Genomic DNA, 24,219 nt, shown 5'->3' on the forward strand with positions numbered 1-24,219 from the left:
AACCGCCATGACTACTCGTATCCTGACCGGTATCACCACGACCGGCACTCCTCATCTGGGCAACTATGCGGGCGCGATTCGCCCGGCCATCGTCGCCAGCCGCCAGAAGGATGTCGATTCGTTCTACTTCCTGGCTGACTACCATGCCTTGATCAAGTGCGATGACCCGCAGCGCATCCAGCGCTCGCGCCTGGAAATCGCGGCGACCTGGCTGGCGGCCGGTCTGGATGTCGAGCGCGTGACCTTCTATCGCCAGTCCGATATCCCGGAAATCCCTGAACTGACCTGGTTGCTGACCTGTGTGGCGGCCAAGGGGCTGCTCAACCGTGCGCATGCCTATAAGGCGTCCGTGGACAAGAACGTCGAGGCGGGCGAGGACCCGGATGCCGGCATCACCATGGGCCTGTACAGCTACCCCGTGCTGATGGCTGCCGACATCCTGATGTTCAACGCCCATAAGGTGCCGGTCGGCCGCGACCAGATCCAGCACGTTGAAATGGCGCGGGATATCGGTCAGCGTTTCAACCACCTGTTTGGCAAGGGCAAGGAATTCTTCGTCATGCCTGAGGCCCTGATCGAGGAAAGCGTTGCGACGCTGCCAGGTCTGGATGGCCGCAAGATGTCGAAGAGCTACGACAACACCATCCCGTTGTTCAGCAGCGCCAAGGACATGAAAGACGCGATCTCGCGCATCGTGACCGACTCCCGGGCTCCCGGTGAAGCCAAGGACCCGGACAACTCCCACCTGTTCACGCTCTATCAGGCTTTCGCGACGGCTGAGCAGTCTGCCGAATTCCGCTCCGATCTGTTGCAGGGGCTGGGTTGGGGCGAGGCCAAGAATCGCCTGTTCACCCTGCTGGATGGCGAGCTGAGCGAAGCACGCGAGAAGTACCTGTCGCTGATCGAGCGTCCTGCGGACCTGGAAGACATCCTGCTTGCCGGTGCCCAGAAAGCTCGTCGTGCTGCTACGCCATTCCTTGAAGCGTTGCGCGAGGCAGTGGGCCTGCGTTCGTTCCGCACGGTTGTGCAGAATGTCGAGGCTGGCAAGAAGAAAGCGGCCAAGGGCGCACGCATTGTCAGTTTCCGTGAGGACGACGGCAGCTTCCGCTTCCGTTTACTGGCGACCGATGGCGAGCAATTGTTGCTGTCGAGCCGGTTTGCCGATGGCAAGTCGGCTGGCGTGGCCAGCAAAAACCTGATGGGGGGCAGTGAGCCTCTCATCGTCGAATGTGACTTCCACTTTGAAGTGGTGTTTGGCGATGCCAAGGCTGAAAGCCCTCAATTCGAGAGTTCTGAAGCGGTCAAGGCCGGTATGGAGCGCTTGAAGGCTGAACTTAAAGCCTTGCAGGACTAATTGCCATTCCCCCGGGCCGTCGCTACAGTGACGGCCCGCTTTTTTGTTGCCTTGTTAGCGAATATGACGCCTCTAGAACGATATCAAGCAGATCTGAAACGCCCTGACTTCTTCCATGATGCTGCGCAGGAAAACGCTGTGCGTCACCTGCAGCGTCTCTATGAGGATCTGATCGCGGCAAGCGACAGCAAACCCGGCATGTTCGGCAAGCTGTTCGGCAAGAAAGAGCCGACGCTGGTCAAGGGGATTTATTTCTGGGGCGGTGTGGGCCGGGGCAAGACCTATCTGGTCGATACCTTCTTCGATGCCCTGCCGTTCAAGCAGAAGGTGCGGACTCACTTCCACCGCTTCATGAAGCGTGTGCACGAGGAAATGAGAACCCTCAAGGGCGAGAAGAACCCGCTGACCATCATCGCCAAGCGTTTCTCCGAAGAGGCGCGGGTGATCTGTTTCGATGAGTTTTTCGTGTCCGATATCACGGATGCGATGATTCTCGGCACGCTGATGGAAGAGCTGTTCAAGAACGGCGTGACCCTGGTTGCCACGTCCAACATCGTGCCCGATGGCCTGTACAAGGATGGTCTGCAACGCGCCCGTTTCCTGCCGGCCATTGCCTTGATCAAACAGAACACCGATATCGTCAACGTCGACAGTGGCGTCGACTATCGTCTGCGCCATCTGGAGCAGGCTGAACTGTTCCACTTCCCGCTCGACGAGGCGGCTCAGGACAGCATGCGCAAAAGCTTCAAGGCCTTGACGCCCGAGTGTGCACAGACCGTCGAAAACGATGTGCTGATCATCGAGAACCGCGAGATTCGTGCCTTGCGTACCTGTGACGACGTGGCGTGGTTCGACTTCCGTGAACTGTGCGACGGCCCGCGTAGCCAGAACGATTACATCGAACTGGGCAAGATCTTCCACGCCGTGCTGCTGAGCGGTGTCGAGCAGATGAGCGTGACCACCGACGACATTGCCCGCCGTTTCATCAACATGGTCGATGAATTCTACGATCGCAACGTCAAGTTGATCATTTCATCTGAAGTGGAGCTGAAGGATCTGTATACGGGCGGGCGTCTGACGTTCGAGTTCGCACGGACCCTGAGCCGTCTGCTGGAAATGCAATCCCACGAATTCCTGGCGCGGGCGCATAAGCCGTAAGAGCGAGGCTGCAAGCGGCAAGCTATAAGCTGCAAGATAAGGGTAGATCGCGTTCTGCTTTTGATCTTGCTTAAAGCTTGTAGCTTGTAGCTTGTAGCTTGTAGCTTTTCAGCAGGCTGCTACGCAGCCTGCTGAAACTGCTGCCTGTATTGATTCGGTGACAGTTCGGTGTGCTGGCGGAACAGGCGGGCGAAGAAGCTGGCGTCGTCGTAGCCGATTTCGTAGCTGATGGTCTTGATGCTTTTTCGGGTTCCCGAAAGCAGGCCTTTTGCGGTTTCGATACGCAGCCGTTGCAGGTAGTGCAGCGGTTTGTCTCCGGTTGCGGCCTGGAAGCGGCGCATGAAGTTGCGGATGCTCATGCCATGGTTTCGCGCCACATCCTCAAAGCGGAACTTGTCCGCGAAATGTTCTTCGAGCCAGTGCTGGATCTGCAGGATGATGACGTCCTGATGCAGTTTCTGACCGCCAAAGCCGATTCTTCCCGGTGAATAGCTGCGACGTACTTCATAAAGAATGTCGCGTGCCACGGCCTGGGCCACGTTCGAGCCGCAGAAACGTTCGATCAGATAAATGTAGAGGTCGCAGGCCGAGGTGGTTCCGCCTGCGCAGTACAGATTATCCGCATCTGTCAGGTGTTTTTCCTGATTGAGCAGGACATTGGGAAACCTCTCGGAAAATGCATTGAAGAAGCGCCAGTAGGTCGTGGCTTCCTTGCCATCCAGCAGGCCGGCTTCGGCAAGCCAGAAAACCCCAGTGGCTTCGCCGCACAGGACAGCTCCGTTGGCATGCTGCTCGCGCAGCCATGGCAACACTTGTGGATAGTGCTGGAGCAGGGTGTCGAAATCGTCCCAGAAGGCAGGAAGGACAATGATGTCGCTTTGGCAAAGCGGGCCGTCTACGGGAAGGGTGACATCGCTGAAACTGTTGACGGGCAGCCCGTCCGGGCTCACCAGTCGGATCTCGAAGGCTGGCTTGAGGCCATGGCCAAGCTGTTTGCTGTACCGCAGGCTGGCCAGGTGAAAGAAGTCCTTGGCTTGCATCAGGGTGGAGGCAAACACTTTATCGGTGGCAAGAATGCTCACGCGCCGCAACAGGGCGGTTTTCTGGATCGGCATAATCTTTTGTTCTTATAGGGAATAGTGGTCAATCAACGGCTGAATCGTCTTATTTTTTTTAAGGTGTGTCCAGCCTTGGGGGCGCTTCGGAGGGCTGAAAGCCTTACCGTCTGTTTCTCATGGGGGATGAACGGTGGCATGAGTCAAAAATCAGGTTGAGGTTATTTTGTCAGCCTGTATAATCCGCCAGCTCTTTGCAGTGGAAGTGATGCGCCGTCTGCCGAAGAATCTTGCCGTATAACGGACGCGCTGACCCGAGCCCCCGATAGCGTCTGTTTCCGGCTGCCTTTGACTTGTCAAAGTACGCACTATTCAGTAAGATCCGCCGTCTCATTTTCAGGCGGCCCCTGAGGCTATAAAGAATGAAAACTTTTACTGCTAAACCGGAAACAGTTAAGCGCGACTGGTTCGTCGTCGACGCTGCTGGTCAGACCCTGGGTCGTCTGGCCACCGAAATCGCGAGCCGTCTGCGTGGCAAGCACAAACCGGAATACACTCCGCATGTCGATACTGGCGATTACATCGTCGTTATCAACGCTGAGCAAATCCGTGTTACCGGTGCTAAAGCTTCCGACAAGATCTACTACTCTCACTCCGGTTTTCCGGGCGGGATCAAATCGATCAACTTCGAAAAGCTGATCGACAAAGCTCCCGAGCGCGTGATCGAGACCGCGGTCAAAGGCATGCTGCCTAAGAACCCGCTGGGTCGCGACATGTATCGTAAGCTGAAAGTCTATGCGGGCGCTGTACACCCTCATACTGCTCAGCAGCCCCAAGAACTGAAGTTTTAACGGAATAGTTCATTATGTCGGCGACTCAAAATTACGGCACTGGCCGTCGCAAGACCGCAACCGCACGCGTTTTCCTGCGTCCGGGCACTGGTAACATCTCCATCAACAACCGTTCTCTGGACGTGTTCTTCGGCCGCGAAACTGCCCGCATGGTAGTTCGTCAGCCACTGGAACTGACCGAAACCGTTGAGAAATTCGACATCTATGTCACCGTTATCGGTGGCGGTGTAAGTGGTCAGGCTGGCGCAATCCGCCACGGTATCACTCGCGCTCTGATGCAATACGACGAAACTCTGCGTAGCGCCCTGCGTAAAGCCGGTTACGTTACTCGTGACGCTCGTGAAGTTGAACGTAAGAAAGTCGGTCTGCGTAAAGCGCGTAAGCGTCCGCAATACTCGAAGCGTTAATTCGCTCTTCGTTCAAAAAGAACGCCCAGCTCCCTTGTGGAACTGGGCGTTTTTTTATGGGCGTTAAATATGTGTGACAACGTGACACACGGCTGGAAGCCTTGATTTACAAGGTTTCCTACTTTTTGTGCGGTCTTATTACCTTGTTAATTGAAGGGTTTTTATTTACCATCCGGCCAAATCTATAACAGCTAGATTGATATTAAGTAGATGCCTGACCAAACAGGCCACATATAGCTGATGGGAGAGGACGGAATGAGCAATGACGGCGTGAATGCAGGCCGGCGTCGCTTCCTCGTGGCAGCCACATCCGTGGTTGGTGCAGCAGGAGCGGTGGGGGCTGCGGTCCCGTTCGTGGGGTCATGGTTCCCCAGTGCCAAGGCGAAAGCCGCGGGGGCACCGGTCAAGGTGAATATCAGCAAGATCGAAGCCGGACAGCAGATGATTGCTGAATGGCGTGGACAGCCGGTATTCATTGTTCGTCGCACCAAAGAAATCCTGGATAACCTGGGCAAGATCACTGGCCAGCTATCCGATCCAGAATCCAAGGCTTCTGTTCAGCCTGCCTATGTTGACCCAGTGATGCGCTCGATCAAGCCGGAAATCCTGCTGCTGGTCGGTTTGTGCACTCACTTGGGATGCTCTCCAACTTTCCGTCCTGAAGTGGCACCTGTCGATCTTGGCAAGGACTGGGTAGGGGGCTATTTCTGTCCTTGTCACGGCTCTCATTACGATTTGGCCGGTCGGGTCTACAAGTCGCAACCCGCCCCCTTGAATCTGCCAGTACCCCCGCATTCCTATGAGTCGGACAGTGTCATTGTCATTGGCGTCGATAAGGAGGGTGCGTGATGAGCAAGTTCATGGATTGGGTCGATGCCCGCTTCCCCGCCACCAAGATGTGGGAAGACCATCTCAGCAAGTATTACGCTCCAAAAAACTTCAACTTCTTCTATTTCTTCGGTTCCCTGGCGCTGCTGGTTCTGGTCAATCAGATCCTCACCGGCGTCTGGCTGACCATGAGCTACACGCCGTCGGCTGAAGAGGCGTTCGCTTCTGTCGAATACATCATGCGGGATGTCGAGTACGGCGCAATTCTGCGTCTCTTGCACTCCACGGGTGCCTCTGCCTTCTTCATCGTGGTCTATCTGCATATGTTCCGTGGCCTGCTCTACGGGTCATATCAGAAGCCGCGCGAACTGGTCTGGGTATTCGGCATGCTGATTTACCTGGCCTTGATGGCTGAAGCGTTCATGGGGTATCTGCTGCCTTGGGGACAGATGTCCTACTGGGGCGCGCAGGTGATCATTTCGCTGTTCGGTGCCATCCCGGTGATCGGTGATGACCTGACCCAGTGGATTCGCGGTGACTACCTGATTTCCGGCATCACCCTGAACCGCTTCTTCGCATTGCATGTCGTGGCTCTGCCGATTGTGGTGCTGGGGCTGGTGGTGTTGCACATCCTGGCGCTGCACGAAGTGGGTTCCAACAACCCCGATGGTGTGGATATCAAGAAGCTCAAGGACGAAAACGGCATCCCTCTGGATGGCATTCCTTTCCACCCGTACTACACCGTGAAAGACATTGTCGGCGTGGTGGTGTTCCTGTTCGTCTTCTGCTCGATTGTGTTCTTCTTCCCGGAAATGGGCGGCTATTTCCTCGAAAAACCCAACTTCGAGGCGGCCAACGCGTTCAAGACGCCTGAGCATATCGCGCCTGTCTGGTACTTTACGCCGTTCTACGCGATCTTGCGGGCGATTCCGGACAAGCTCATGGGCGTCATTGCCATGGGGGCGGCCATCGCGGTGCTGTTCGTGCTTCCGTGGCTGGATCGAAGCCCGGTCAAATCGATGCGTTACAAGGGATGGTTGAGCAAGATATGGCTGCTGCTGTTCTGTGTGGCTTTCGTGATCCTGGGTGTGTTGGGCGTTCTTGCTCCGACTCCCGAGCGCACACTGCTGTCGCAGATCTGCACCTTTCTGTACTTCGCCTACTTCATTCTGATGCCGTTCTATACCCGGCTAGAGAAGACCAAACCGGTTCCAGAAAGGGTGACTGGCTGATGAAAAAGCTATTTGCTGTATTGATTCTCGCGATTCTGCCTGCTTTGTCGTTTGCCGCCGACCATGGTGGCCCAGAGCTGGCCAAGGTTGATATCGACGTTTCCGACAAGGCAGCCATGCAAGACGGCGCACGGACGTTCGCCAACTACTGCATGGGCTGTCACAGCGCCAAGTACCAACGGTATGAGCGAGTGGCCGACGATCTGGGCATCCCCCATGAACTGATGCTGGATAAGCTGGTGTTCACCGGTGCCAAGATCGGTGATCACATGAGCATCGGCATGCAGCCAAACGACGCCAAGGCCTGGTTCGGCGCGGCTCCGCCCGACCTGACCCTGGTGGCGCGTGTTCGTGGTACCGACTGGCTGTATAGCTACCTGCGCTCGTTCTATGAAGATCCGGCGCGCCCATGGGGTGTGAACAACAAGGTCTTCCCTAACGTCGGCATGCCGAACGTGCTGGTCGGGCTTCAGGGGCGCCAGGTGGTTGGGTGCAAACAGGTTCAGGTGGTCGAAGACGGCAAGAAGCAATATGACCCGCTGACCGGTTCGCCGTTGACTCATGAAGCCTGTGATCAACTGACGATCGTGCCCAAGTCCGGCAGCCTGACCGAAGAGCAGTTCGACGAGAAGGTCAAGAATCTGGTGACCTTTCTGGCCTATTCAGCCAATCCGGTTAAACTGCAGCATCAGCGCATAGGCGCTTATGTGTTGCTCTATCTGGCCTTCTTCTTCGTGTTCGCTTACCTGCTCAAGCGCGAATACTGGAAGGATGTTCATTGATAGGGCTGTAGTTTCGCCCTGACACAAGCGCTCCAGTGGTATCTCCATTCGGACAGTGATTGCGAGGCGGGTATAGTGGCGGCGCAAGATTGCAGAATTTACTTCGCGTAAATGAGCTATCTTGTCGCCCGCGACGATGACCTGCCTTTTTTCTGTCATTGTTGGAGGCGCCACTGGGGCGCGTTCGTTTGTCTGTCCTATAAATTTCAACAAGCGAGGAGGATCGCCATGGGCGTGACCAATCGGTTGGCCTGTTACTCCGACCCCGCCGACCACTATTCCCACCGCGTGCGCATCGTGCTCGCAGAGAAAGGTGTCAGCGCCGAGATCATCGATGTTGTTGCGGATCGCCATCCGCCTCAGCTTATCGAGGTGAACCCGTATGGCAGCGTACCAACACTGGTCGATCGCGATCTGGCGTTGTACGAGTCAACGGTGGTGATGGAATATCTGGATGAGCGTTACCCGCACCCGCCCTTGCTGCCGGTTTACCCTGTGGCGCGTGCCAACAGTCGTCTGCTGATCCATCGTATTCAGCGTGACTGGTGTGGTCTCGTGGATCTGATTCTGGATTCGCGCACCAAGGAGTCAGCCCGCGTACAGGCCCGCAAGGAGCTGCGCGAGAGTCTGACCGGGGTTTCTCCGCTGTTCGCGGAAAAGCCTTTTTTCCTGAGTGACGAGCAAAGCCTTGTCGATTGCTGTCTACTGCCCATACTCTGGCGTTTGCCGATCTTGGGTATCGAATTGCCACGGCCTGCCAAGCCGTTGCTTGATTACATGGAGCGCCAATTTGCGCGCGAGGCATTTCAGACAAGTCTGTCTGCCGCTGAACGTGAAATGCGCTGAAGGCTTAAGGAGCCGTTGATGAACTCCAGTCGCCCTTATCTGATTCGTGCTCTCTATGAGTGGATCGTCGATAACGATTGCACACCGCATGTGCTGGTCAATGCGGAATACCCCTCGGTGCAGGTCCCCCAGGGCTTTGCCAATGATGGGCAGATTGTCCTGAACGTTTCGCCCAGTGCCGTGCGTCATTTGCACATGGACAACGATGCGGTCAGTTTTGAAGGTCGTTTCGGCGGTGTGCCGCACGCGTTGTATGTTCCCATTGGTGCCATTCTGGGTATTTATGCCCGGGAAAACGGTCAGGGAATGGTTTTCGATCTGGAGCCTCCTGCCGAGGAGGATGACGAGATCGAAATGGAAGACGATGCGCCGCCACCAGACAGCGAGCCACCGCGCCCTAGCGGCAGGCCGAGTTTGAAAGTGGTGAAATAAAAAGTGCAGCTTAGGCTCATGCACAAAGCTTACTGATAGCCCTCAATTCGAGGGCTATTTTTTTTCATCCGAATTGTCCTGCCTCCTCCCTCCGCCATCCTTCTTCATGGCCACAATCTCTCGGTTTTTCTTCTGCCTGGCACATGTCTCGCTAGGGGGGGAGATAAAGAATGTGAAGAAATGTGAAAAAAATGTCGAAACTCGCACATGTAATGAGTTAGATTCTCATTTATATTACGAAACACATCTTGTTACTATTTCTTCTTATAGGACATTCCCTTGAAACGTCACATCCTTGTCGGCCTTTTGCAGACCGGCGTTTGCTGCGCCATGCCCATTGCTCATGCGGCCGAAGACCTTACGCTCCCCGCTACCCAGATCGAGAGCAGCATCGAAAGTGATGATGGCGTAAGCCAGGGCTATGAAGGCAAGGCGTCGTCCAGCACAACCAAGCTGGGGCTGACCGACAAGCAGACACCTCAGGCAGTGACCACCATAACCCGGCAGGGGCTGGACGATTTCAAGATCACCGGCATCAAGGATGCCCTGCGTGCGGCACCGTCGGTGACGGTTGAGCAGACAGAGACCGACCGTACCGAATTCACCTCGCGCGGCTTCGACATCAACACATTTGAATTCGACGGTATGGGCATGCCCTTGGTCGGTAGCGCGCTGGTTGGCGATCAGGATCTGGCCGAGTATGAGCAGATTGACGTGCTTCACGGTGCCAATGGCCTGATGAGTGGCGCCGGAAACCCTTCCGCCACGGTCAACTTCGTGCGCAAGCGCCCGACCAGGACCTTTCAGGCGAAGATCGGCACCAGTGTCGGTTCCTGGGATAGCCGTCGCGTAGATGTCGACGTTGCAGGCCCGTTGAGCGATACCGGCAATGTGCGTGGCCGTTTTATCTACTCCCACGATAAAGGCAACTCATGGATGGACCGGTACAGCCACGAACGCAACGTTGTAAGCGGGCTGCTGGCGTTCGATCTGTCTGACGCAGATACCGTGACTGTTGGGTTCTCTCAGCACAACAGTGACTCCAACGGAAGTACCTGGGGTAACCTGCCGCTGGTAGACAGTGACGGCAATGCCATTCACTACAGTAGCCGCAGCAATAACATCGGCCAGCCGTGGACGTATTGGAACCTGCACACACAGCGTACTTTCGTCGAACTCAAGCATGATTTCGGCAATGACTGGAACGCCACGATCACCGCCACCGGTGTTCAGGAAAAGCAGAGCACCAATATGCTTTACGTCGGCTCCGTCACCGGCGACGATGCCCTGGCGTACGCTAACCATACCGGCAGTGAGGCCCATCACCTTCTAGGAGAGGCCAAGGTTCAAGGTCCTTTCAGTCTGTTCGGTCGTGAACATGAGCTGACCTTCGGTGCGGCTTATGGGCGTACTCACCAGAAAGGTCATGAGTACGACGAAGACCTAGTGAATAACAGCGCCTTCAATACCTCGTTCTCGGGCATTCTGGCGGGTATTGCGCCGATGCCAACCTTTGGCGTTACCAGCGAAAGCCTGTCGCAGAACTATCAGGACACGCAAAAGAGTGTGTTTGCGGGGAGCCGTTTCAGCCTGGCCGATGACCTGCACTGGATTGCCGGTGCGCGTATGCTCAGTGCTGACAGCGACGGGAACAGCTACGGTGCCGAGCGCTACACCCGCGTCCACGGAAAGGTCACGCCTTACACGGGGCTGGTTTACGACCTGAGTAATGTGTGGAGCGTTTACGGCAGTTGGACCAAGATTTACAACCCGCAATACAACGTGGTCGGCACCGATGGTTCACTGCTTGATCCGCTGGAAGGCAAGAGCATGGAGCTCGGCATCAAGGGCAGCGTGATGGACGAGCGTCTTCACGTGACCGCAGCGCTATTCAAGACCGAGCAGCGCAATGTGGCCGTGAGTGCAGGCTTCAACGGGGTTCAGCAAGTCTACACTCCGGGTGATTTCAAGAGCCGTGGCGTAGAGTTGCAAGCCTCTGGCGAATTGGCCCCCGGCCTCGATCTGCTCGGCGGCTATACCTATGTGACTATCGACGATAACGATGGTGAGAGAGCACGCAAGTACGTACCGACTCACAGTTTCCGCGGCATGGCTACCTACCGCCTGCCAGGCATTCCGCAGATGAAGGTGGGGGCTCGTGTCAGTTGGCAGACCGCTGTGGAAAACGACACCAACAGCGCGATTCATCAGAATGCCTATGGCCTGGTTGACCTGATGACCAGCTACGACATTGACAGCCACTGGAGCACATCGCTGAACCTGAACAATGTCACCGACCGCAAATACCTGCTGTCTCTCTATAACAATGCCACCACCGCCAGTTATGGCGCGCCGCGTAACCTGACCGCGTCGGTGAGCTGGAAGTATTGATTCTGTCTTGGGTTGCGCGGCGAGCTGATCTGGCTCGTCGCGTCAATCAATGCCGGAGCATGCGTCCAGGACCTTCAAGTCCTGAGCGCATGACTGCCGTCTTTTGCGGCGGGCCTGAATCGATCGTCAGTCGATGTACTCGAACAGTTTCACGATCTTCTGAACGCCGGATACGCCTTGCACCAGATTGGTGGCGCGATTGGCTTCATCCTGTGTCACCAGACCCAGCATGAAGACGATCCCGTTTTCGGTCACGACCTTGATGCGCGAGCCGGGGATCGAGTTGTCCGCCAGCATCTGGGTCTTGATCTTGGTGGTCAGCCAGGCATCGTTGTTACGTGCCAGCAGGGACGATGGCGCAATGACCTGAAGTTCGTTATTGACCTTCTTGACCCGCTGCACGGAGCTGGCGGCCTGTTCGGCGATGGCCTTGAGGTCTGCGCGAGGTGTCTGGCCTGCCAGCAGGACGATGCCGTTGAAGCTGGTCACGACGATATGCGAGCCTTCGGCGAGATCAGGGTGTGCTTTCGAGATGTTCACGGCGGCTTTGGTTTCGATGAGCGAGTCATCGATCTTGCTGCCGAAAGTCCTTGTTCCGCGGTCATCCTCAATCGGTGTGTCACGAGTGGCTGTCAGAACCGAACTGCATCCACTGATGCCGAGGCACAGTGTAAGAACCAATAGGCTGAGGCGATTAGGGGTCATTCTTCACTCCCGAACAATTGGCTGTCGATCAGATCGCAAAGGCAATGGATCGCCAGCAGATGGACTTCTTGTATACGTGCCGTGACATTGGCGGGAACGCGGATCTCCACGTCCTCCGGCAATAATAGCGATGCCATGTCGCCACCGTCGCGTCCCGTCAATGCTACGACAATCATTTCTCGATCATGTGCGGCCTGGATGGCTTGAATGATGTTGGCCGAGTTGCCGCTGGTGGAAATGGCCAGCAGCACATCGCCGGGTTGCCCCAGGGCTCTGATCTGCTTGGAGAAGATTTCGTTGTAGCTGTAATCGTTTGCGATCGAGGTGATCGTCGAGCTGTCCGTGGTCAGCGCGATGGCCGGCAGGCTGGGTCTTTCGCGCTCGAAACGGTTCAGCAGCTCAGAGGAGAAGTGTTGGGCATCGCCAGCGGAGCCGCCGTTGCCGCAAGCCAGCATCTTGCCTTCGTTGAGCAGGGCGTTGACCATCACCTGGCTGGCCTCCTCGATAAACGGTGCAAGCACGTCCATCGCCTGTTGCTTGGTGTCGATGCTGGCCTGGAAAAGCCGGCGAATTCGGGATTGCATGTCCATCAATGTGACCTTAATGAGAGCGTACGGCGGCTGGTCGAGGGCGCTTCGGGTCTTCCCGGCGGCTCCCCGCACACTGAATGTGCAGCCCGCAAAGCAAATAGCAAAATGGGTAATAAAGGGTGTTACTGCCCGTCAGGGTTTTGATTGCCGGTGCCTGTGCTCCTGGCGAATCAACTGTCGAATGCATGCTTGAGCCAGTTCAGGGGAGCGGCTTTGCCGGGCTCTCCCTCTATAGCTATTACATCGAAACGGCAGGGATAACTGGCCCACTGTGACTCTTGTTGCAGGAAAAGCTGTGCGGCGGCAATGAGCTTTTCCTGTTTGCGAAAGTCGACGCTTTCCATGGCGCCGCCCCAACCGGAATGGCGGCGGTAGCGAACTTCGACGAATACTACTGTATCGCCGTCGAGCATGACTAGATCAAGCTCGCCGCGCTTGCATGACCAGTTTTGCGCAACGGGACGCAGGCCTTGTTGTTGCAGGTACAGCAGGGCGTAGCTTTCGGCTTCACGCCCTGCCTGTTGCCGGGAAACGCCTTGCATCAATGGCTGGTGTCCGGCAGGCGCTGGACTTTGCCGTCAACGAATTCAGCCCATGGCAGCTGGCGTTCGACGCGGCGGCCAGGCCCCATGCTCAGGCTGCCGGACAGGCCGTCGATACGGCTCTCGGGCAGTGTCTTGAGCTGGCCAAGGCGGGGTGCCAGGCGATAGGCGTCGATGCCCATGGCGTAAAGGCGGCCCAGGCTACCGGACGCCTGTGGCCATTGAGCGGTGACTTGCTGGCGCAGAGGGTCGTTGGCATTCAGCAGCCAGGGCGTTTCGCAGAAGCGCACGCCGTTCAGGTCCATGTACTGGGCCTGATCGTTGCTGTTGGTGAACAGGTGCGAGGTCGCATAGACGGGCACGTCACCTGCGTACTGGAACACCATGGTCGGCTTGATCTGCTGGGCTTGCTGAGGCGTCGCGGCCAGGAACATGAAGTCCACATCCTGACGGCGGGTCGGCTGTGCGGCGACCTGCGAGCCGACAGTGCTCTGCAGGCGCTGGGCGCGGCCTTCGCTATTGCGCAGCTGGAACAGGTCGGCAATTTGCTGGGCAAGGGCTACAGGCTGGTCGACGTGTTCGGCAGCGATGAGTTTGCCGCCTTTGGCCTGCCAGCTTTTACGGAATGCATCCAGTACGCGGTCGCCCCATTCGCCCTTCGGCACCATGGCGACAGCGCTGCGCTTGCCGTCGGCCCAGGCGCGACGGGCCACTTCGCGGGCTTCGTCTTCGGCGGCGAGACCGAACTGGAACAGCTCTGCCGGACCTTCGGCGCTGGAGTCGCTGTAGTTCAGGGCCAGTGTGGTGATCGGCAGTTGCTGGCGGCTGTTCAACTGTTTGACCAGATTCTTCTCCAGCGGGCCGACGACCAGCTGTACGCCTGCGGCCTTGGCCTGACGGTAGAACTCGTCCATGGAGGTGACACGGGAGCTGTCGAACAACTGGATGGCAGGCGGGTTCTGGCCGGCTTGCTGGGCCTGATAGTGGGCCGCCATGAAACCTTCGCGCAAGGCCTTGGCCACGGAAGCCAGTTGGCCATCCTGTGGCAGCAGCAGGGCAATCCGGGTCAGAGGTTCACTGGTCAGGGCGCGAAGCTGGGCCAGTGCCGTTGGCAGTTGCAAGGCGGCAGGGTGTTGCGGGTTCTGCGCTTTCCAGGTGTCGATCGCGGCCTGTTGCTGCTCCAGGGTACCGGCGGTCTTGACCGAGCGGGCCAGGTTCAGCCAGCCACCCATTTCGTCGGTGGTGGTGCTTTGCAACTGGTCGGCTGGCAGCGAGGAAACAAGTGCCCAGATGGCGTCGTTGTTGGCGCTGGCTTCGGTGCCTTGCAGCAGAGGGCCGGCAAATACGCGTTCGCGGGCGGCGGCCATGGTTTGACCGTCGGCTTCAAGGGCGCGGGCACGAACCTTGTGGGTGCGGACCTGTTGTTCCACCGAAAGCTCGCCCAGACGTTGCAGGCTTGGGTGATTCAACGCGGTCAGCGCGGCCTTCGGCTGGTTGCGGCCCATGGCCAGTTCTGCGCTCAGGGTGCTGGCAAATACCTGCAGGCCGGGCTTCAGTTGATCCAGCGGAACTTGCGCCAGGATCTGGGCTGCACGCCCGGGGTTATTCTGGCGGTTGGCCAGATCGGCAGCGCTCAGGCGCAGGGTGGCGGCCTGATCCGGCATCTTGGCGGCCGCCGCCTGTTCGAGCAGTTGCTCGATGCTGGCGTCGGGAGTGCGAGGAAGCTCGCCAAGACTGGATGAGGGCGAGCTGGCACAGGCTGCAAGCAGGGCAGCGAGGCAGAGGGCAGAGAACAGCCGCAGGCAGGCGATCATTGATGTGTTCCTGATACTCAAGCAAGTTAGCGGGGAATTGTACCCAAGCACTGGCCGGGGTGCGACTTCGAAGGTGTTCAAAGCAGTGATATTGATCTCGATACGGGGTTCTATCGGCCTGTACGCCTGATTCGAGAGTGTTTCAGTATCTTGCTGTAAGGTTGAATCATGCTTTTACTGCCTTTTTATCACCGTCCCGGAATGCGTTAACCCATTCGTCAGGGTCGTAGTCTGTACAATGCAGACTTTCAACTATCAGAAATGAGGTCTGCGCTTTGACTGCTCCGGTTGTTTCGAATTCCACCATGGGTTCGCTTTATGTCGTGGCGACCCCTATCGGCAATCTGGATGACATGAGCGTTCGGGCCTTGAAAGTGTTGCGCGAAGTGGCACTGATCGCTGCCGAGGATACGCGTCATTCGGCGCGTCTGATGCAGCACTTTGGAATAACGACACCTCTGGCTGCCTGCCATGAACATAACGAACGGGATGAGGGCAGTCGCTTCATCACCCGTTTGCTGGCGGGCGATGACGTTGCGCTGATTTCCGATGCCGGTACGCCGCTGATCTCCGATCCTGGCTATCACCTGGTCAGGCAGGCGCGAGCTGCCGGTGTGCAGGTGATTCCTGTGCCGGGTGCCTGTGCATTGATTGCGGCCTTGTCGGCGGCAGGGCTGCCTTCCGATCGTTTTATCTTTGAAGGCTTTCTGCCGGCCAAGGCTGTCGGGCGCAGAGGGCGCCTTGAAATGTTGCGGGAAGAGCCGCGCACGCTGATCTTCTATGAGGCGCCGCACCGCATTCTCGAATGTCTGGAAGATATGGAACAGGTTTTCGGGCCTGACCGGCCAGCCTTGCTGGCACGAGAGCTGACCAAGACCTTTGAAACGCTCAAGGGGCTGCCACTGGCTCAGTTGCGTGCGTTTGTCGAAGGGGACAGCAATCAGCAGCGGGGGGAATGCGTGGTGCTGGTGGCGGGCTGGACCCAGTCGGAAGAAGAGGATGTCATCGGGGCGGAGGCGCGCAGGGTTCTGGATCTGCTGCTGCAGGAAATGCCGCTCAAGCGTGCCGCAGCGTTGGCGGCGGAAATTACCGGGGTGCGCAAGAACCTGCTTTATCAGGTCGCATTGGACAAACAGAAGGGTGAATAGACCCCTTTTTGCATGATGGGCATACGCCTCTCGGGCTTTTAATGCTTGTTCTTGAGGGCTCGTACCGCTAACCTTGGCGCCGGAGAGTCGATTGGACAGTCGCTGCCTCTTGTTGTTCCGCAACAGGGGGGGGAGGAAAGTCCGGGCTCCATAGGGCGGAGTGCCAGGTAACGCCTGGGAGGCGCGAGCCTACGGAAAGTGCCACAGAAAATAACCGCCTAAGCACTTCGGTGCCGGTAAGGGTGAAAAGGTGCGGTAAGAGCGCACCGCACGTCTGGCAACAGGTCGTGGCAAGGTAAACCCCACTCGGAGCAAGACCAAATAGGGTTCCTAGGCGTGGCCCGCGCTGGAACCGGGTAGGTTGCTAAAGACGTCCAGTGATGGCCGTCGTAGAGGAATGACTGTCCTCGACAGAACCCGGCTTACAGATCGACTCTCCACCTTTTTCTCTTCTGCTCTATCTGCAGCTGTTTTTCCCCTCCGTAATGCAAAAAAAATCTTACAGTTAATAAATTACTTTAAGTTCGTGTCGCAATCATTTGAGCGACTTCGTGTTTGCTCGTCAAAACCTTCGTGAATTTATCCCGCGCCCTCCAATACCACTCCTAAATCTCCGAAATGTAAGGGGTTTCCTTAAGACCGTGCCTTGACGGTGTGGTGGGCGCATTCCTATAGTGTGCGCAAGTGGCAGAAAGTGGCACGAAGTGGGTTTTTTTAGCGCAAAAAGATAATATTCGGAGAGTGCGCCTGTGTTTCGTGGTGCAAACGCAATCAATCTCGATGCCAAGGGCCGTCTCGCTATGCCGAGCCGGTACCGTGACGAGCTCGATTCGCGTAGCGCTGGCCAACTTATCGTGACCATTGATGCCGTTGACCCCTGCTTGTGTCTTTATCCGCTGTCCGAGTGGGAATTGATTGAGGCGAAGCTCCGTGAGCTCGCCACGTTTCGTGAAGAGAACCGCCGGCTGCAACGGCTTCTGATTGGTAATGCTGTCGATCTGGAGCTTGATGGCAGCGGGCGTTTTCTCGTTCCGCCGCGTCTTCGTGAATATGCCCGGTTGGATAAGCGTGTGATGTTGGTTGGACAGCTTAATAAGTTTCAACTGTGGGACGAGGATGCCTGGAACGCTCTTGCCGATGCCGACCTTGCAGCCATTCAACAACCTGGCGCGATGCCCGACGAATTACGTGACCTGATCCTGTGACTATGAATAGCAGTTTTACCCACATCACCGTGCTGCTCGAAGAAGCCGTCGAGGCTCTCGCCGTGCGCGCCGATGGCTGCTATCTGGATGGCACGTTTGGTCGTGGCGGGCACAGTCGGTTGATATTGCAACATCTGGGGCCGGATGGCCGGCTGCTGGGTTTTGACAAGGATCCACAAGCGATTGCCACCGGGCAAACGCTGGCGGCCGAAGACGGCCGCTTTGTCATTGTGCAGAGAAGCTTTGCCGAGATGGGTTCCGAGACTCAGGAGCGTGGTCTGGCGGGCAAGGTCAGCGGTGTTCTGCTGGACCTGGGCGTTTCTTCGCCGCAGCTGGACGACCCCGAGCGTGGCTTCAGTTTCATGAATGATGGCCCGCTGGACATGCGCATGGACCCGACTCGCGGTATGAGTGCCGCCGAGTTCATTGCCACGGCTCCTGCCGAAGAGATCGCCCGGGTATTCAAGGAATACGGCGAAGAGCGTTTCGCCAAACGCATGGCCAATGCCGTGGTTCAACGTCGTGAGGTTCAGCCTTTCGAGCGTACGGCCGATCTGGCGGAAGTGCTCAAGGTGGCCAACCCCGCGTGGGAGAAAGGCAAGAACCCGGCGACGCGCGCCTTCCAGGGGCTGCGCATTCACGTCAATAACGAACTGGGTGATCTGGAAGCTGGCCTTGAAGCGGCACTGGATGCTCTGGAAGTGGGTGGCCGTCTGGTGGTCATCAGTTTCCACTCCCTGGAAGACCGTATCGTCAAGTTGTTCATGCGCAAGCTCGTCAAGGGCGAAGCCGACAACATGCCGCGCAATCTGCCGATCCAGTTCAAGGCCTTCGAGCCGAAGATCAAGCTCATCGGCAAGGCGCAATTTGCCTCTGACGCCGAAACCAGTGCCAATCCACGCTCGCGCAGTGCGGTCATGCGTGTGGCGGAGAAGCTCAGGTGAGCCGTGTGTTCCTCAAGCCTCTGCCCGGCGGCAGTTTCATCATGCTGCTGTTGTTCATTGCCGTCCTGATTTCGGCAATCGGTGTGTCCTACAGCGCCCACTGGAACCGGCAGTTGCTCAACTCCCTCTATTCAGAAATGAGCGTGCGCGACAAGGCGCAGGCCGAGTGGGGGCGCCTGATTCTTGAACAAAGCACCTGGACAGCCCACAGCCGTATCGAGAACCTGGCCACCGAACAGCTGAAAATGCGCATCCCCAACGCTGCCGAAGTGCGGATGGTGGCGCCATGATGAAGCTCGAGGGTGCCCTGTATCCGTGGCGTTTCCGCGTGGTGGTGGGGCTGCTCGTCCTGCTGGTGCTTGCCATTTGCTGGCGCATCGTCGATCTGCAGGTCATCGATCACACGTTCCTCAAGGAACAGGGTGATGCTCGTAGCGTCCGCCATATTCCCATTCCGGCTCACCGTGGCCTGATCACCGACCGTAACGGCGAGCCGCTGGCCGTCAGTACGCCTGTGACCACGCTGTGGGCCAATCCGCGTGAAATGCAGCAGGACAAATCCAAGTGGCCTGTGCTGGCTGCTGCGCTGGGGCAAGACCTCAAGGCGTTGACCGAGCGTCTGGACGCTCAGGCAACCAAGGAGTTCATCTATCTGGTGCGCGGCCTGACGCCGGAGCAGGGGCAGTCGGTGCTGGACTTGAAAGTGCCGGGGGTCTACGGCATCGAGGAGTTCCGGCGCTTCTATCCGGCCGGTGATGTAACGGCTCATATGGTGGGGTTCACCGACCTCGATGATCATGGTCGCGAAGGGGTCGAGCTGGCCTATGACGACTGGCTCGCCGGGGTGCCCGGCAAGCGGCAGGTCATCAAGGACAGGAGAGGGCGGCTGATCAAGGACGTCCAGGTCACCAAAAACGCCAAGGCTGGAAAGACCTTGGCTTTGTCTATTGATCTGCGCCTGCAGTACCTGGCGACCCGCGAACTGCGCAACGCCATTGTCGAGAACGAAGCCAAGGCCGGTAGCCTGGTGATCATGGACGTCAAGACCGGCGAAGTGCTGGCCATGGTCAACCAGCCGACCTACAACCCGAACAACCGCCGCACCATGGTGCCTGCCGCCATGCGTAACCGGGCGATCATCGACGTGTTCGAGCCGGGCTCGACCATGAAGCCGATTTCCATGACAACAGCGCTGGACAGCGGCCGCTGGAAGCCGACCGACAAGGTCGAGGTCTATCCGGGCACCTTGCAGATCGGCAAATACACCATTCGCGACGTGACCAAGACCGAAGGGCCGATCCTCGATCTGACGGGAATCCTGATCAACTCCAGTAACGTGGGCATGAGCAAGATCGCCTTCGATGTGGGGGGCGAAGCCATTTTCCGCACCATGCAGCGTGTCGGTTTCGGTCAGTACACCGGCCTGGGCTTCCCGGGCGAGCGTGTCGGCAACCTGCCGAACTACCGTGAATGGCGCAAGGCCGAAACGGCGACCCTGTCCTATGGCTACGGTCTGTCGGTGACGGCTCTGCAACTGGTGCATGCCTATGGCGCGCTGGCCAATAATGGCCGCATCGTGCCGCTCACGATTCTGAAAAGCGATACGCCGCCGACGGCGGTGCAGGCCATTCCGGAAAACACTGCCAAGACCTTGCAAGGCATGTTGCAGCAAGTGATCGAGGACCCGCGTGGTGTTTATCGCGCCCGTGTGCCGTCCTATCACGTCGGCGGCAAGAGCGGTACGGCGCGCAAGACCTCGATTGGCACCAAGGGCTATGCGGAAAACTCCTATCGCTCCCTGTTTGCCGGTTTCGGTCCGATGAGCAACCCGCGCTACGCGATCGTCGTCGTGATCGACGAGCCGAGCAAGGGTGGCTATTTCGGTGGCCTGGTTTCTGCCCCGGTATTCAGCAAGGTCATGTCCGGTACGTTGCGTCTGATGAACGTAACGCCTGACAACCTCTCTGCCACACCACAAGAGCAGGTCAATGTTGCCCCAGTAGTGAAAGGAGGGCGTGGCTGATGGCATTCAATCTGAGCAAGATTTTCGCGCAAACCGATCGCGATCCGCTGATTCGCGAGTTGACCCTCGACAGCCGCAACGTCCGTCCGGGCGATCTGTTTCTGGCCGTACCCGGCATCCGGCTCGATGGCCGTGCGCACATCGCCGATGCGCTGCAACGTGGCGCAGCGGCCGTGGCTTATGAAGCCGAAGGCGCGACCGTGCTGCCGATCACCGATGTGCCCTTGATTCCGGTCAAGGGGCTGGCCGGGCAGTTGTCAGCCATTGCCGGTCGTTTCTATGGCGAGCCGAGCCGCGGCCTGAATCTGGTGGGTGTGACCGGTACCAACGGCAAGACCAGCGTTACCCAGCTGGTGGCTCAGGCCCTTGATCTGCTGGGGCAGCACTGCGGCATTGTCGGCACCCTGGGCACAGGCTTCTATGGCGCGCTGCAAAGTGGTCGCCACACCACGCCCGATCCGATTTCCGTACAGGCAACCCTGGCCGACCTGAAGAAGGCCGGTGCTCGGGCAGTGGCGATGGAAGTCTCGTCCCACGGTCTGGATCAGGGACGTGCCACGGCCCTGGATTTCGATGTCGCGGTATTGACGAACCTGTCCCGCGACCATCTGGACTACCACGGGACGATGGAGGCCTATGCGGCCGCCAAGGCCAAACTGTTTGCATGGTCAGAGCTGCGTTGCCGGGTCATCAACCTGGACGACGAATTCGGTCGTGAACTGGCTGCGATCAGGCACACGTCGCGTCTTGTGACGTACAGCCTCCAGGACAGCAGCGCTTCCTTGTATTGCCGCGATGCGAAGTTCGATGACGATGGCGTGCGGGCCACGCTGGTGACGCCGCAGGGCGAGCACCTGCTGCGCAGTCGTCTGTTGGGCCGCTTCAACCTGAGCAACGTATTGGCCGCCATTGGCGCCTTGCTGGGTCTGGAGTATGCGCTGGACGAAATTCTCAAGGTGCTGCCAAAGCTGGAAGGCCCGGTCGGTCGCATGCAGCGCCTGGGCGGCGCCGACAAGCCATTGGTGGTCGTCGATTACGCTCATACCCCCGATGCGCTGGAAAAAGTGCTCGATGCATTGCGTCCGCATGCCAAAGGCCGCTTGCTGTGCCTGTTTGGTTGCGGTGGCGATCGTGACCGTGGCAAGCGTCCGCTGATGGCCGAAGTGGTCGAGCGTCTTGCCGATGGCGTGTGGGTGACCGATGACAACCCGCGGACAGAAGTCCCTGCCCGGATATTCGATGACATTCGTCCGGGCTTTGCCAGGCCTGAAGCTGCGCACTTCGTCGAAGGGCGTGCCCAGGCGATTGCCGAACTGATCGCCGGTGCCGACGCAGCCGATGTTGTGGTGCTGGCGGGCAAGGGGCACGAGGATTACCAGGAAATAGACGGCCAGCGTCACGCGTTCTCCGATCTGGAAGAAGCCGCCAGGGCCTTGAACGCATGGGAGCCCAAACATGCTTAAAGCATTGACCTTCAGCGAACTGGTTGCGCCACTGGATGCCCGTCGCGTGGGCGATTGCAGTTTTACCGGCGTGAGTACCGACAGCCGCGGCATTTTGCCGGGCCAGTTGTTCGTGGCCCTGACCGGACCTCGCTTCGACGGTCACGAGTACCTGGATCAGGTCGCGGCCAAAGGGGCGGTCGGGGCTTTGGTCGAGCGCGAAGTGGAAGGCTCTGACTTGCCGCAACTGGTGGTGCTCGATACCCGCAAGGCTCTGGCACAACTGGGGGCCATCAACCGTAACGCTTTTGTCGACAGGCCGGTCGCAGCCGTGACCGGTTCCAGCGGCAAGACCACGGTCAAGGAAATGCTGGCCAGTATCCTGCGCACGCGCGGGCCTGTCCTGGCGACCCGTGGCAACCTGAACAACGAGCTGGGTGTTCCGCTGACCCTGCTGGAACTGGCTCCGGAATATTCCTCGGCGGTCATTGAGCTGGGCGCTTCGCGTGTCGGAGAAATCGCCTTCACGGTCAGCCTGGCCAAACCCCATGTTGCGGTGATTACCAACGCCGGAACCGCTCACGTCGGTGAGTTCGGTGGCCCGGACAGAATCGTCGAAGCCAAGGGCGAAATCCTTGAGGGGCTCGATGCCAGCGGCGTTGCCGTTCTGAATCTGGATGACAAGGCGTTCCCTGTCTGGCGTGCCCGTGTCGGTGAGCGGAAAATCGTCAGCTTTGCACTGACCAACACCCTGGCCGACCTGTATGCCAGTGACCTCGGGCGAGATGCTCGTGGATGCCCGACCTTTACCCTGCACAGCCCGTTGGGTACTGCCCGTGTGCAACTCAATCTGCTGGGCCAGCATAACGTGACCAATGCGCTGGCCGCTGCGGCAGCAGCCCATGCACTGGGCGTTACGCTGGAAGGCATCGTGACCGGCCTGAGCAATGTGCAGCCGGTCAAGGGGCGCACCGTTGCGCACATCGCCAGCAATGGCGTGCGGGTGATCGATGACACCTACAACGCGAACCCCTCTTCCATCAATGCTGCTGTCGATCTGCTTTCCGATTTCCCGGGCCGTACCGTTCTGGTGCTGGGCGATATCGGTGAACTGGGCGACTGGGCCGAGCAGGGCCACCACGATGTGGGCGCTTATGCCGCCGGCAAGGTTTCGGCGTTGTATGCCGTTGGTCCGCTGATGGTTCACGCCGTCAACGCCTTCGGCGAGCATGCGCGCCATTTTGCCAGTCAGGCCGAACTCATTGCGGCGCTGGGCGCCGAGCAAGAACCAAACACCACTTTACTGATCAAGGGCTCGCGTAGTGCCGCGATGGAAAACGTCGTGGCTGCCTTATGCGGTTCTAGCCTGGAGAAACATTGATGCTGCTGCTGTTGGCCGAGTTTTTACAACAGTTCTACAAAGGCTTTGCGGTCTTTCAATACCTGACGTTGCGCGGGATTCTCGGCGTGCTGACGGCCTTGACCCTGTCTTTGTGGCTGGGCCCCTGGATGATTCGTACCCTGCAGCTTCGCCAGATCGGCCAGGCCGTACGCAACGATGGTCCGCAATCGCATCTTTCCAAGTCCGGTACCCCGACCATGGGGGGCGCGCTCATTCTGTCGTCCATCGGTATCAGCACCCTGCTGTGGGCTGACTTGAGCAACCGCTATGTCTGGGTTGTCCTGCTCGTCACGCTGCTGTTCGGTGCCATCGGCTGGGTGGACGATTACCGCAAGGTGATCGAGAAGAACTCCCGTGGGCTGCCGAGCCGCTGGAAATATTTCTGGCAGTCGGTATTCGGCCTGTGCGCGGCGATCTTCCTTTATACGACTGCGGCTTCACCAACTGAAACCACGCTGATCGTGCCGATGCTCAAGGATGTCCGGATCCAGCTGGGCATGGTCGGTTTCATTGTCCTGACCTATTTCGTCATCGTCGGCTCCAGCAACGCGGTCAACCTGACTGACGGCCTGGACGGCCTGGCCATCATGCCGACTGTCATGGTGGGCGGGGCGTTGGGTATCTTCTGCTACCTGTCGGGTAACGTGAAATTTGCCGAATACCTGCTGATTCCCTATGTCCCGGGGGCGGGTGAACTGATCGTGTTCTCGGGTGCGCTGATTGGCGCGGGGCTCGGGTTCCTGTGGTTCAACACTTATCCGGCCCAGGTGTTCATGGGCGACGTCGGTGCGCTGGCGCTGGGTGCGGCGCTGGGCACCATGGCGGTGATCGTCCGTCAGGAAATCGTGCTGTTCATCATGGGCGGTGTGTTCGTGATGGAAACCCTTTCAGTGGTCATTCAGGTGGCCTCATTCAAACTGACCGGTCGCCGTGTGTTCCGCATGGCGCCCATCCATCACCACTTTGAACTCAAGGGTTGGCCGGAGCCGCGTGTGATCGTCCGTTTCTGGATCATCACCGTCATTCTGGTGCTGATCGGCCTTGCAACGCTGAAACTGAGGTAAAACG

Annotated in this window: 23 protein-coding genes and 1 other RNA gene; 19 read left to right on the forward strand and 5 right to left on the reverse strand. The window is 58.1% G+C overall.

What is annotated here, in order from left to right:
• Positions 1 to 7 precede the first annotated feature (7 nt).
• Positions 8 to 1,354, forward strand: a complete 1,347-nt coding sequence (locus tag ACIPY9_RS05150) for a tryptophan--tRNA ligase (RefSeq protein WP_400697627.1) — start codon at positions 8 to 10, stop codon at positions 1,352 to 1,354.
• A 63-nt stretch (positions 1,355 to 1,417) separates the two neighbouring features.
• A complete protein-coding gene (zapE, locus tag ACIPY9_RS05155; protein ID WP_400697630.1) occupies positions 1,418 to 2,512 on the forward strand; it encodes a cell division protein ZapE in 1,095 nt (364 codons plus the stop codon).
• A 119-nt stretch (positions 2,513 to 2,631) separates the two neighbouring features.
• Here zapE and ACIPY9_RS05160 read toward each other — a convergent pair whose 3' ends face one another.
• Positions 2,632 to 3,528, reverse strand: a complete 897-nt coding sequence (locus ACIPY9_RS05160) for a GlxA family transcriptional regulator (protein WP_400698295.1) — start codon at positions 3,526 to 3,528, stop codon at positions 2,632 to 2,634.
• Positions 3,529 to 3,989: 461 nt separating this feature from the next.
• Between ACIPY9_RS05160 and rplM the strand changes: the two genes are divergently transcribed.
• From rplM to ACIPY9_RS05200, 8 genes are all read left to right on the forward strand, one after another.
• Positions 3,990 to 4,418: a 50S ribosomal protein L13 gene (gene rplM / locus ACIPY9_RS05165; RefSeq protein ID WP_025261754.1), complete on the forward strand. Its 429-nt coding sequence runs from the start codon at positions 3,990 to 3,992 to the stop codon at positions 4,416 to 4,418.
• Positions 4,419 to 4,432: 14 nt separating this feature from the next.
• Positions 4,433 to 4,825: a 30S ribosomal protein S9 gene (gene rpsI / locus ACIPY9_RS05170; protein WP_025261753.1), complete on the forward strand. Its 393-nt coding sequence runs from the start codon at positions 4,433 to 4,435 to the stop codon at positions 4,823 to 4,825.
• 255 nt (positions 4,826 to 5,080) lie between these two features.
• Positions 5,081 to 5,674 carry a ubiquinol-cytochrome c reductase iron-sulfur subunit gene (petA, locus tag ACIPY9_RS05175; protein WP_400697634.1) on the forward strand — a complete coding sequence of 198 codons (594 nt, stop codon included), beginning with the start codon at positions 5,081 to 5,083 and terminating at the stop codon, positions 5,672 to 5,674.
• Positions 5,674 to 6,885: a cytochrome bc complex cytochrome b subunit gene (locus tag ACIPY9_RS05180; RefSeq protein WP_117182144.1), complete on the forward strand. Its 1,212-nt coding sequence runs from the start codon at positions 5,674 to 5,676 to the stop codon at positions 6,883 to 6,885. Before petA ends, ACIPY9_RS05180 begins: the two co-directional genes overlap by 1 nt.
• Complete coding sequence (locus tag ACIPY9_RS05185; RefSeq protein ID WP_400697636.1) at positions 6,885 to 7,667, forward strand: cytochrome c1; 783 nt, start codon at positions 6,885 to 6,887, stop codon at positions 7,665 to 7,667. The genes ACIPY9_RS05180 and ACIPY9_RS05185 overlap by 1 nt, the downstream gene beginning before the upstream one ends.
• 228 nt (positions 7,668 to 7,895) lie before the next feature.
• Positions 7,896 to 8,513 carry a glutathione S-transferase N-terminal domain-containing protein gene (locus ACIPY9_RS05190; RefSeq protein ID WP_400697638.1) on the forward strand — a complete coding sequence of 206 codons (618 nt, stop codon included), beginning with the start codon at positions 7,896 to 7,898 and terminating at the stop codon, positions 8,511 to 8,513.
• Positions 8,514 to 8,531: 18 nt separating this feature from the next.
• Positions 8,532 to 8,945: a ClpXP protease specificity-enhancing factor gene (locus ACIPY9_RS05195; RefSeq protein WP_400697640.1), complete on the forward strand. Its 414-nt coding sequence runs from the start codon at positions 8,532 to 8,534 to the stop codon at positions 8,943 to 8,945.
• 330 nt (positions 8,946 to 9,275) lie between these two features.
• Positions 9,276 to 11,336, forward strand: coding sequence for a TonB-dependent siderophore receptor (locus ACIPY9_RS05200; protein ID WP_400698297.1), 2,061 nt, complete (start codon positions 9,276 to 9,278; stop codon positions 11,334 to 11,336).
• 126 nt (positions 11,337 to 11,462) lie between these two features.
• Here ACIPY9_RS05200 and ACIPY9_RS05205 read toward each other — a convergent pair whose 3' ends face one another.
• From ACIPY9_RS05205 to ACIPY9_RS05220, 4 genes are all read right to left on the reverse strand, one after another.
• Positions 11,463 to 12,041, reverse strand: coding sequence for a BON domain-containing protein (locus ACIPY9_RS05205; protein WP_400697642.1), 579 nt, complete (start codon positions 12,039 to 12,041; stop codon positions 11,463 to 11,465).
• Positions 12,038 to 12,631: a phosphoheptose isomerase gene (locus tag ACIPY9_RS05210; RefSeq protein WP_400697644.1), complete on the reverse strand. Its 594-nt coding sequence runs from the start codon at positions 12,629 to 12,631 to the stop codon at positions 12,038 to 12,040. The genes ACIPY9_RS05205 and ACIPY9_RS05210 overlap by 4 nt, the downstream gene beginning before the upstream one ends.
• A gap of 170 nt (positions 12,632 to 12,801) precedes the next feature.
• The gene (locus ACIPY9_RS05215; RefSeq protein WP_400697646.1) at positions 12,802 to 13,173 is read right to left on the reverse strand and encodes a YraN family protein; all 372 of its coding nucleotides are present in this window, start codon (positions 13,171 to 13,173) and stop codon (positions 12,802 to 12,804) included.
• On the reverse strand, positions 13,173 to 14,987 hold the full coding sequence (locus tag ACIPY9_RS05220) for a penicillin-binding protein activator (RefSeq protein WP_400697648.1): 1,815 nt from the start codon (positions 14,985 to 14,987) through the stop codon (positions 13,173 to 13,175). Before ACIPY9_RS05220 ends, ACIPY9_RS05215 begins: the two co-directional genes overlap by 1 nt.
• A 305-nt stretch (positions 14,988 to 15,292) precedes the next feature.
• On the opposite strand from ACIPY9_RS05220, the gene rsmI reads away from it, so the two are divergent.
• The 9 genes from rsmI (at position 15,293) to mraY (ending at position 24,215) form a co-directional block, all read left to right on the forward strand.
• Positions 15,293 to 16,135 carry a 16S rRNA (cytidine(1402)-2'-O)-methyltransferase gene (gene rsmI / locus ACIPY9_RS05225; RefSeq protein ID WP_400697651.1) on the forward strand — a complete coding sequence of 281 codons (843 nt, stop codon included), beginning with the start codon at positions 15,293 to 15,295 and terminating at the stop codon, positions 16,133 to 16,135.
• 83 nt (positions 16,136 to 16,218) lie between these two features.
• Positions 16,219 to 16,576: RNase P RNA component class A (gene rnpB, locus ACIPY9_RS05230), an RNA gene on the forward strand.
• A gap of 308 nt (positions 16,577 to 16,884) precedes the next feature.
• Positions 16,885 to 17,340: a division/cell wall cluster transcriptional repressor MraZ gene (mraZ, locus tag ACIPY9_RS05235; RefSeq protein WP_025996300.1), complete on the forward strand. Its 456-nt coding sequence runs from the start codon at positions 16,885 to 16,887 to the stop codon at positions 17,338 to 17,340.
• Positions 17,341 to 17,342: 2 nt separating this feature from the next.
• The gene (gene rsmH, locus ACIPY9_RS05240) at positions 17,343 to 18,284 is read left to right on the forward strand and encodes a 16S rRNA (cytosine(1402)-N(4))-methyltransferase RsmH (protein WP_400697654.1); all 942 of its coding nucleotides are present in this window, start codon (positions 17,343 to 17,345) and stop codon (positions 18,282 to 18,284) included.
• Positions 18,281 to 18,574 (forward strand): cell division protein FtsL, encoded by a 294-nt coding sequence (gene ftsL / locus ACIPY9_RS05245; protein WP_400697656.1) that lies wholly within the window; start codon positions 18,281 to 18,283, stop codon positions 18,572 to 18,574. The genes rsmH and ftsL overlap by 4 nt, the downstream gene beginning before the upstream one ends.
• A complete protein-coding gene (locus tag ACIPY9_RS05250) occupies positions 18,574 to 20,307 on the forward strand; it encodes a peptidoglycan D,D-transpeptidase FtsI family protein (protein WP_400698299.1) in 1,734 nt (577 codons plus the stop codon). Before ftsL ends, ACIPY9_RS05250 begins: the two co-directional genes overlap by 1 nt.
• A complete protein-coding gene (locus tag ACIPY9_RS05255; protein ID WP_400697658.1) occupies positions 20,307 to 21,770 on the forward strand; it encodes a UDP-N-acetylmuramoyl-L-alanyl-D-glutamate--2,6-diaminopimelate ligase in 1,464 nt (487 codons plus the stop codon). The genes ACIPY9_RS05250 and ACIPY9_RS05255 overlap by 1 nt, the downstream gene beginning before the upstream one ends.
• A complete protein-coding gene (gene murF, locus ACIPY9_RS05260) occupies positions 21,763 to 23,130 on the forward strand; it encodes a UDP-N-acetylmuramoyl-tripeptide--D-alanyl-D-alanine ligase (RefSeq protein WP_400697660.1) in 1,368 nt (455 codons plus the stop codon). Before ACIPY9_RS05255 ends, murF begins: the two co-directional genes overlap by 8 nt.
• Positions 23,130 to 24,215 carry a phospho-N-acetylmuramoyl-pentapeptide-transferase gene (gene mraY / locus ACIPY9_RS05265; RefSeq protein ID WP_400697662.1) on the forward strand — a complete coding sequence of 362 codons (1,086 nt, stop codon included), beginning with the start codon at positions 23,130 to 23,132 and terminating at the stop codon, positions 24,213 to 24,215. Before murF ends, mraY begins: the two co-directional genes overlap by 1 nt.
• The last annotated feature ends 4 nt before the right edge of the window (positions 24,216 to 24,219 follow it).

Source organism: Pseudomonas sp. NPDC089734 (genome assembly GCF_044748865.1).
Taxonomy (GTDB): domain Bacteria; phylum Pseudomonadota; class Gammaproteobacteria; order Pseudomonadales; family Pseudomonadaceae; genus Aquipseudomonas.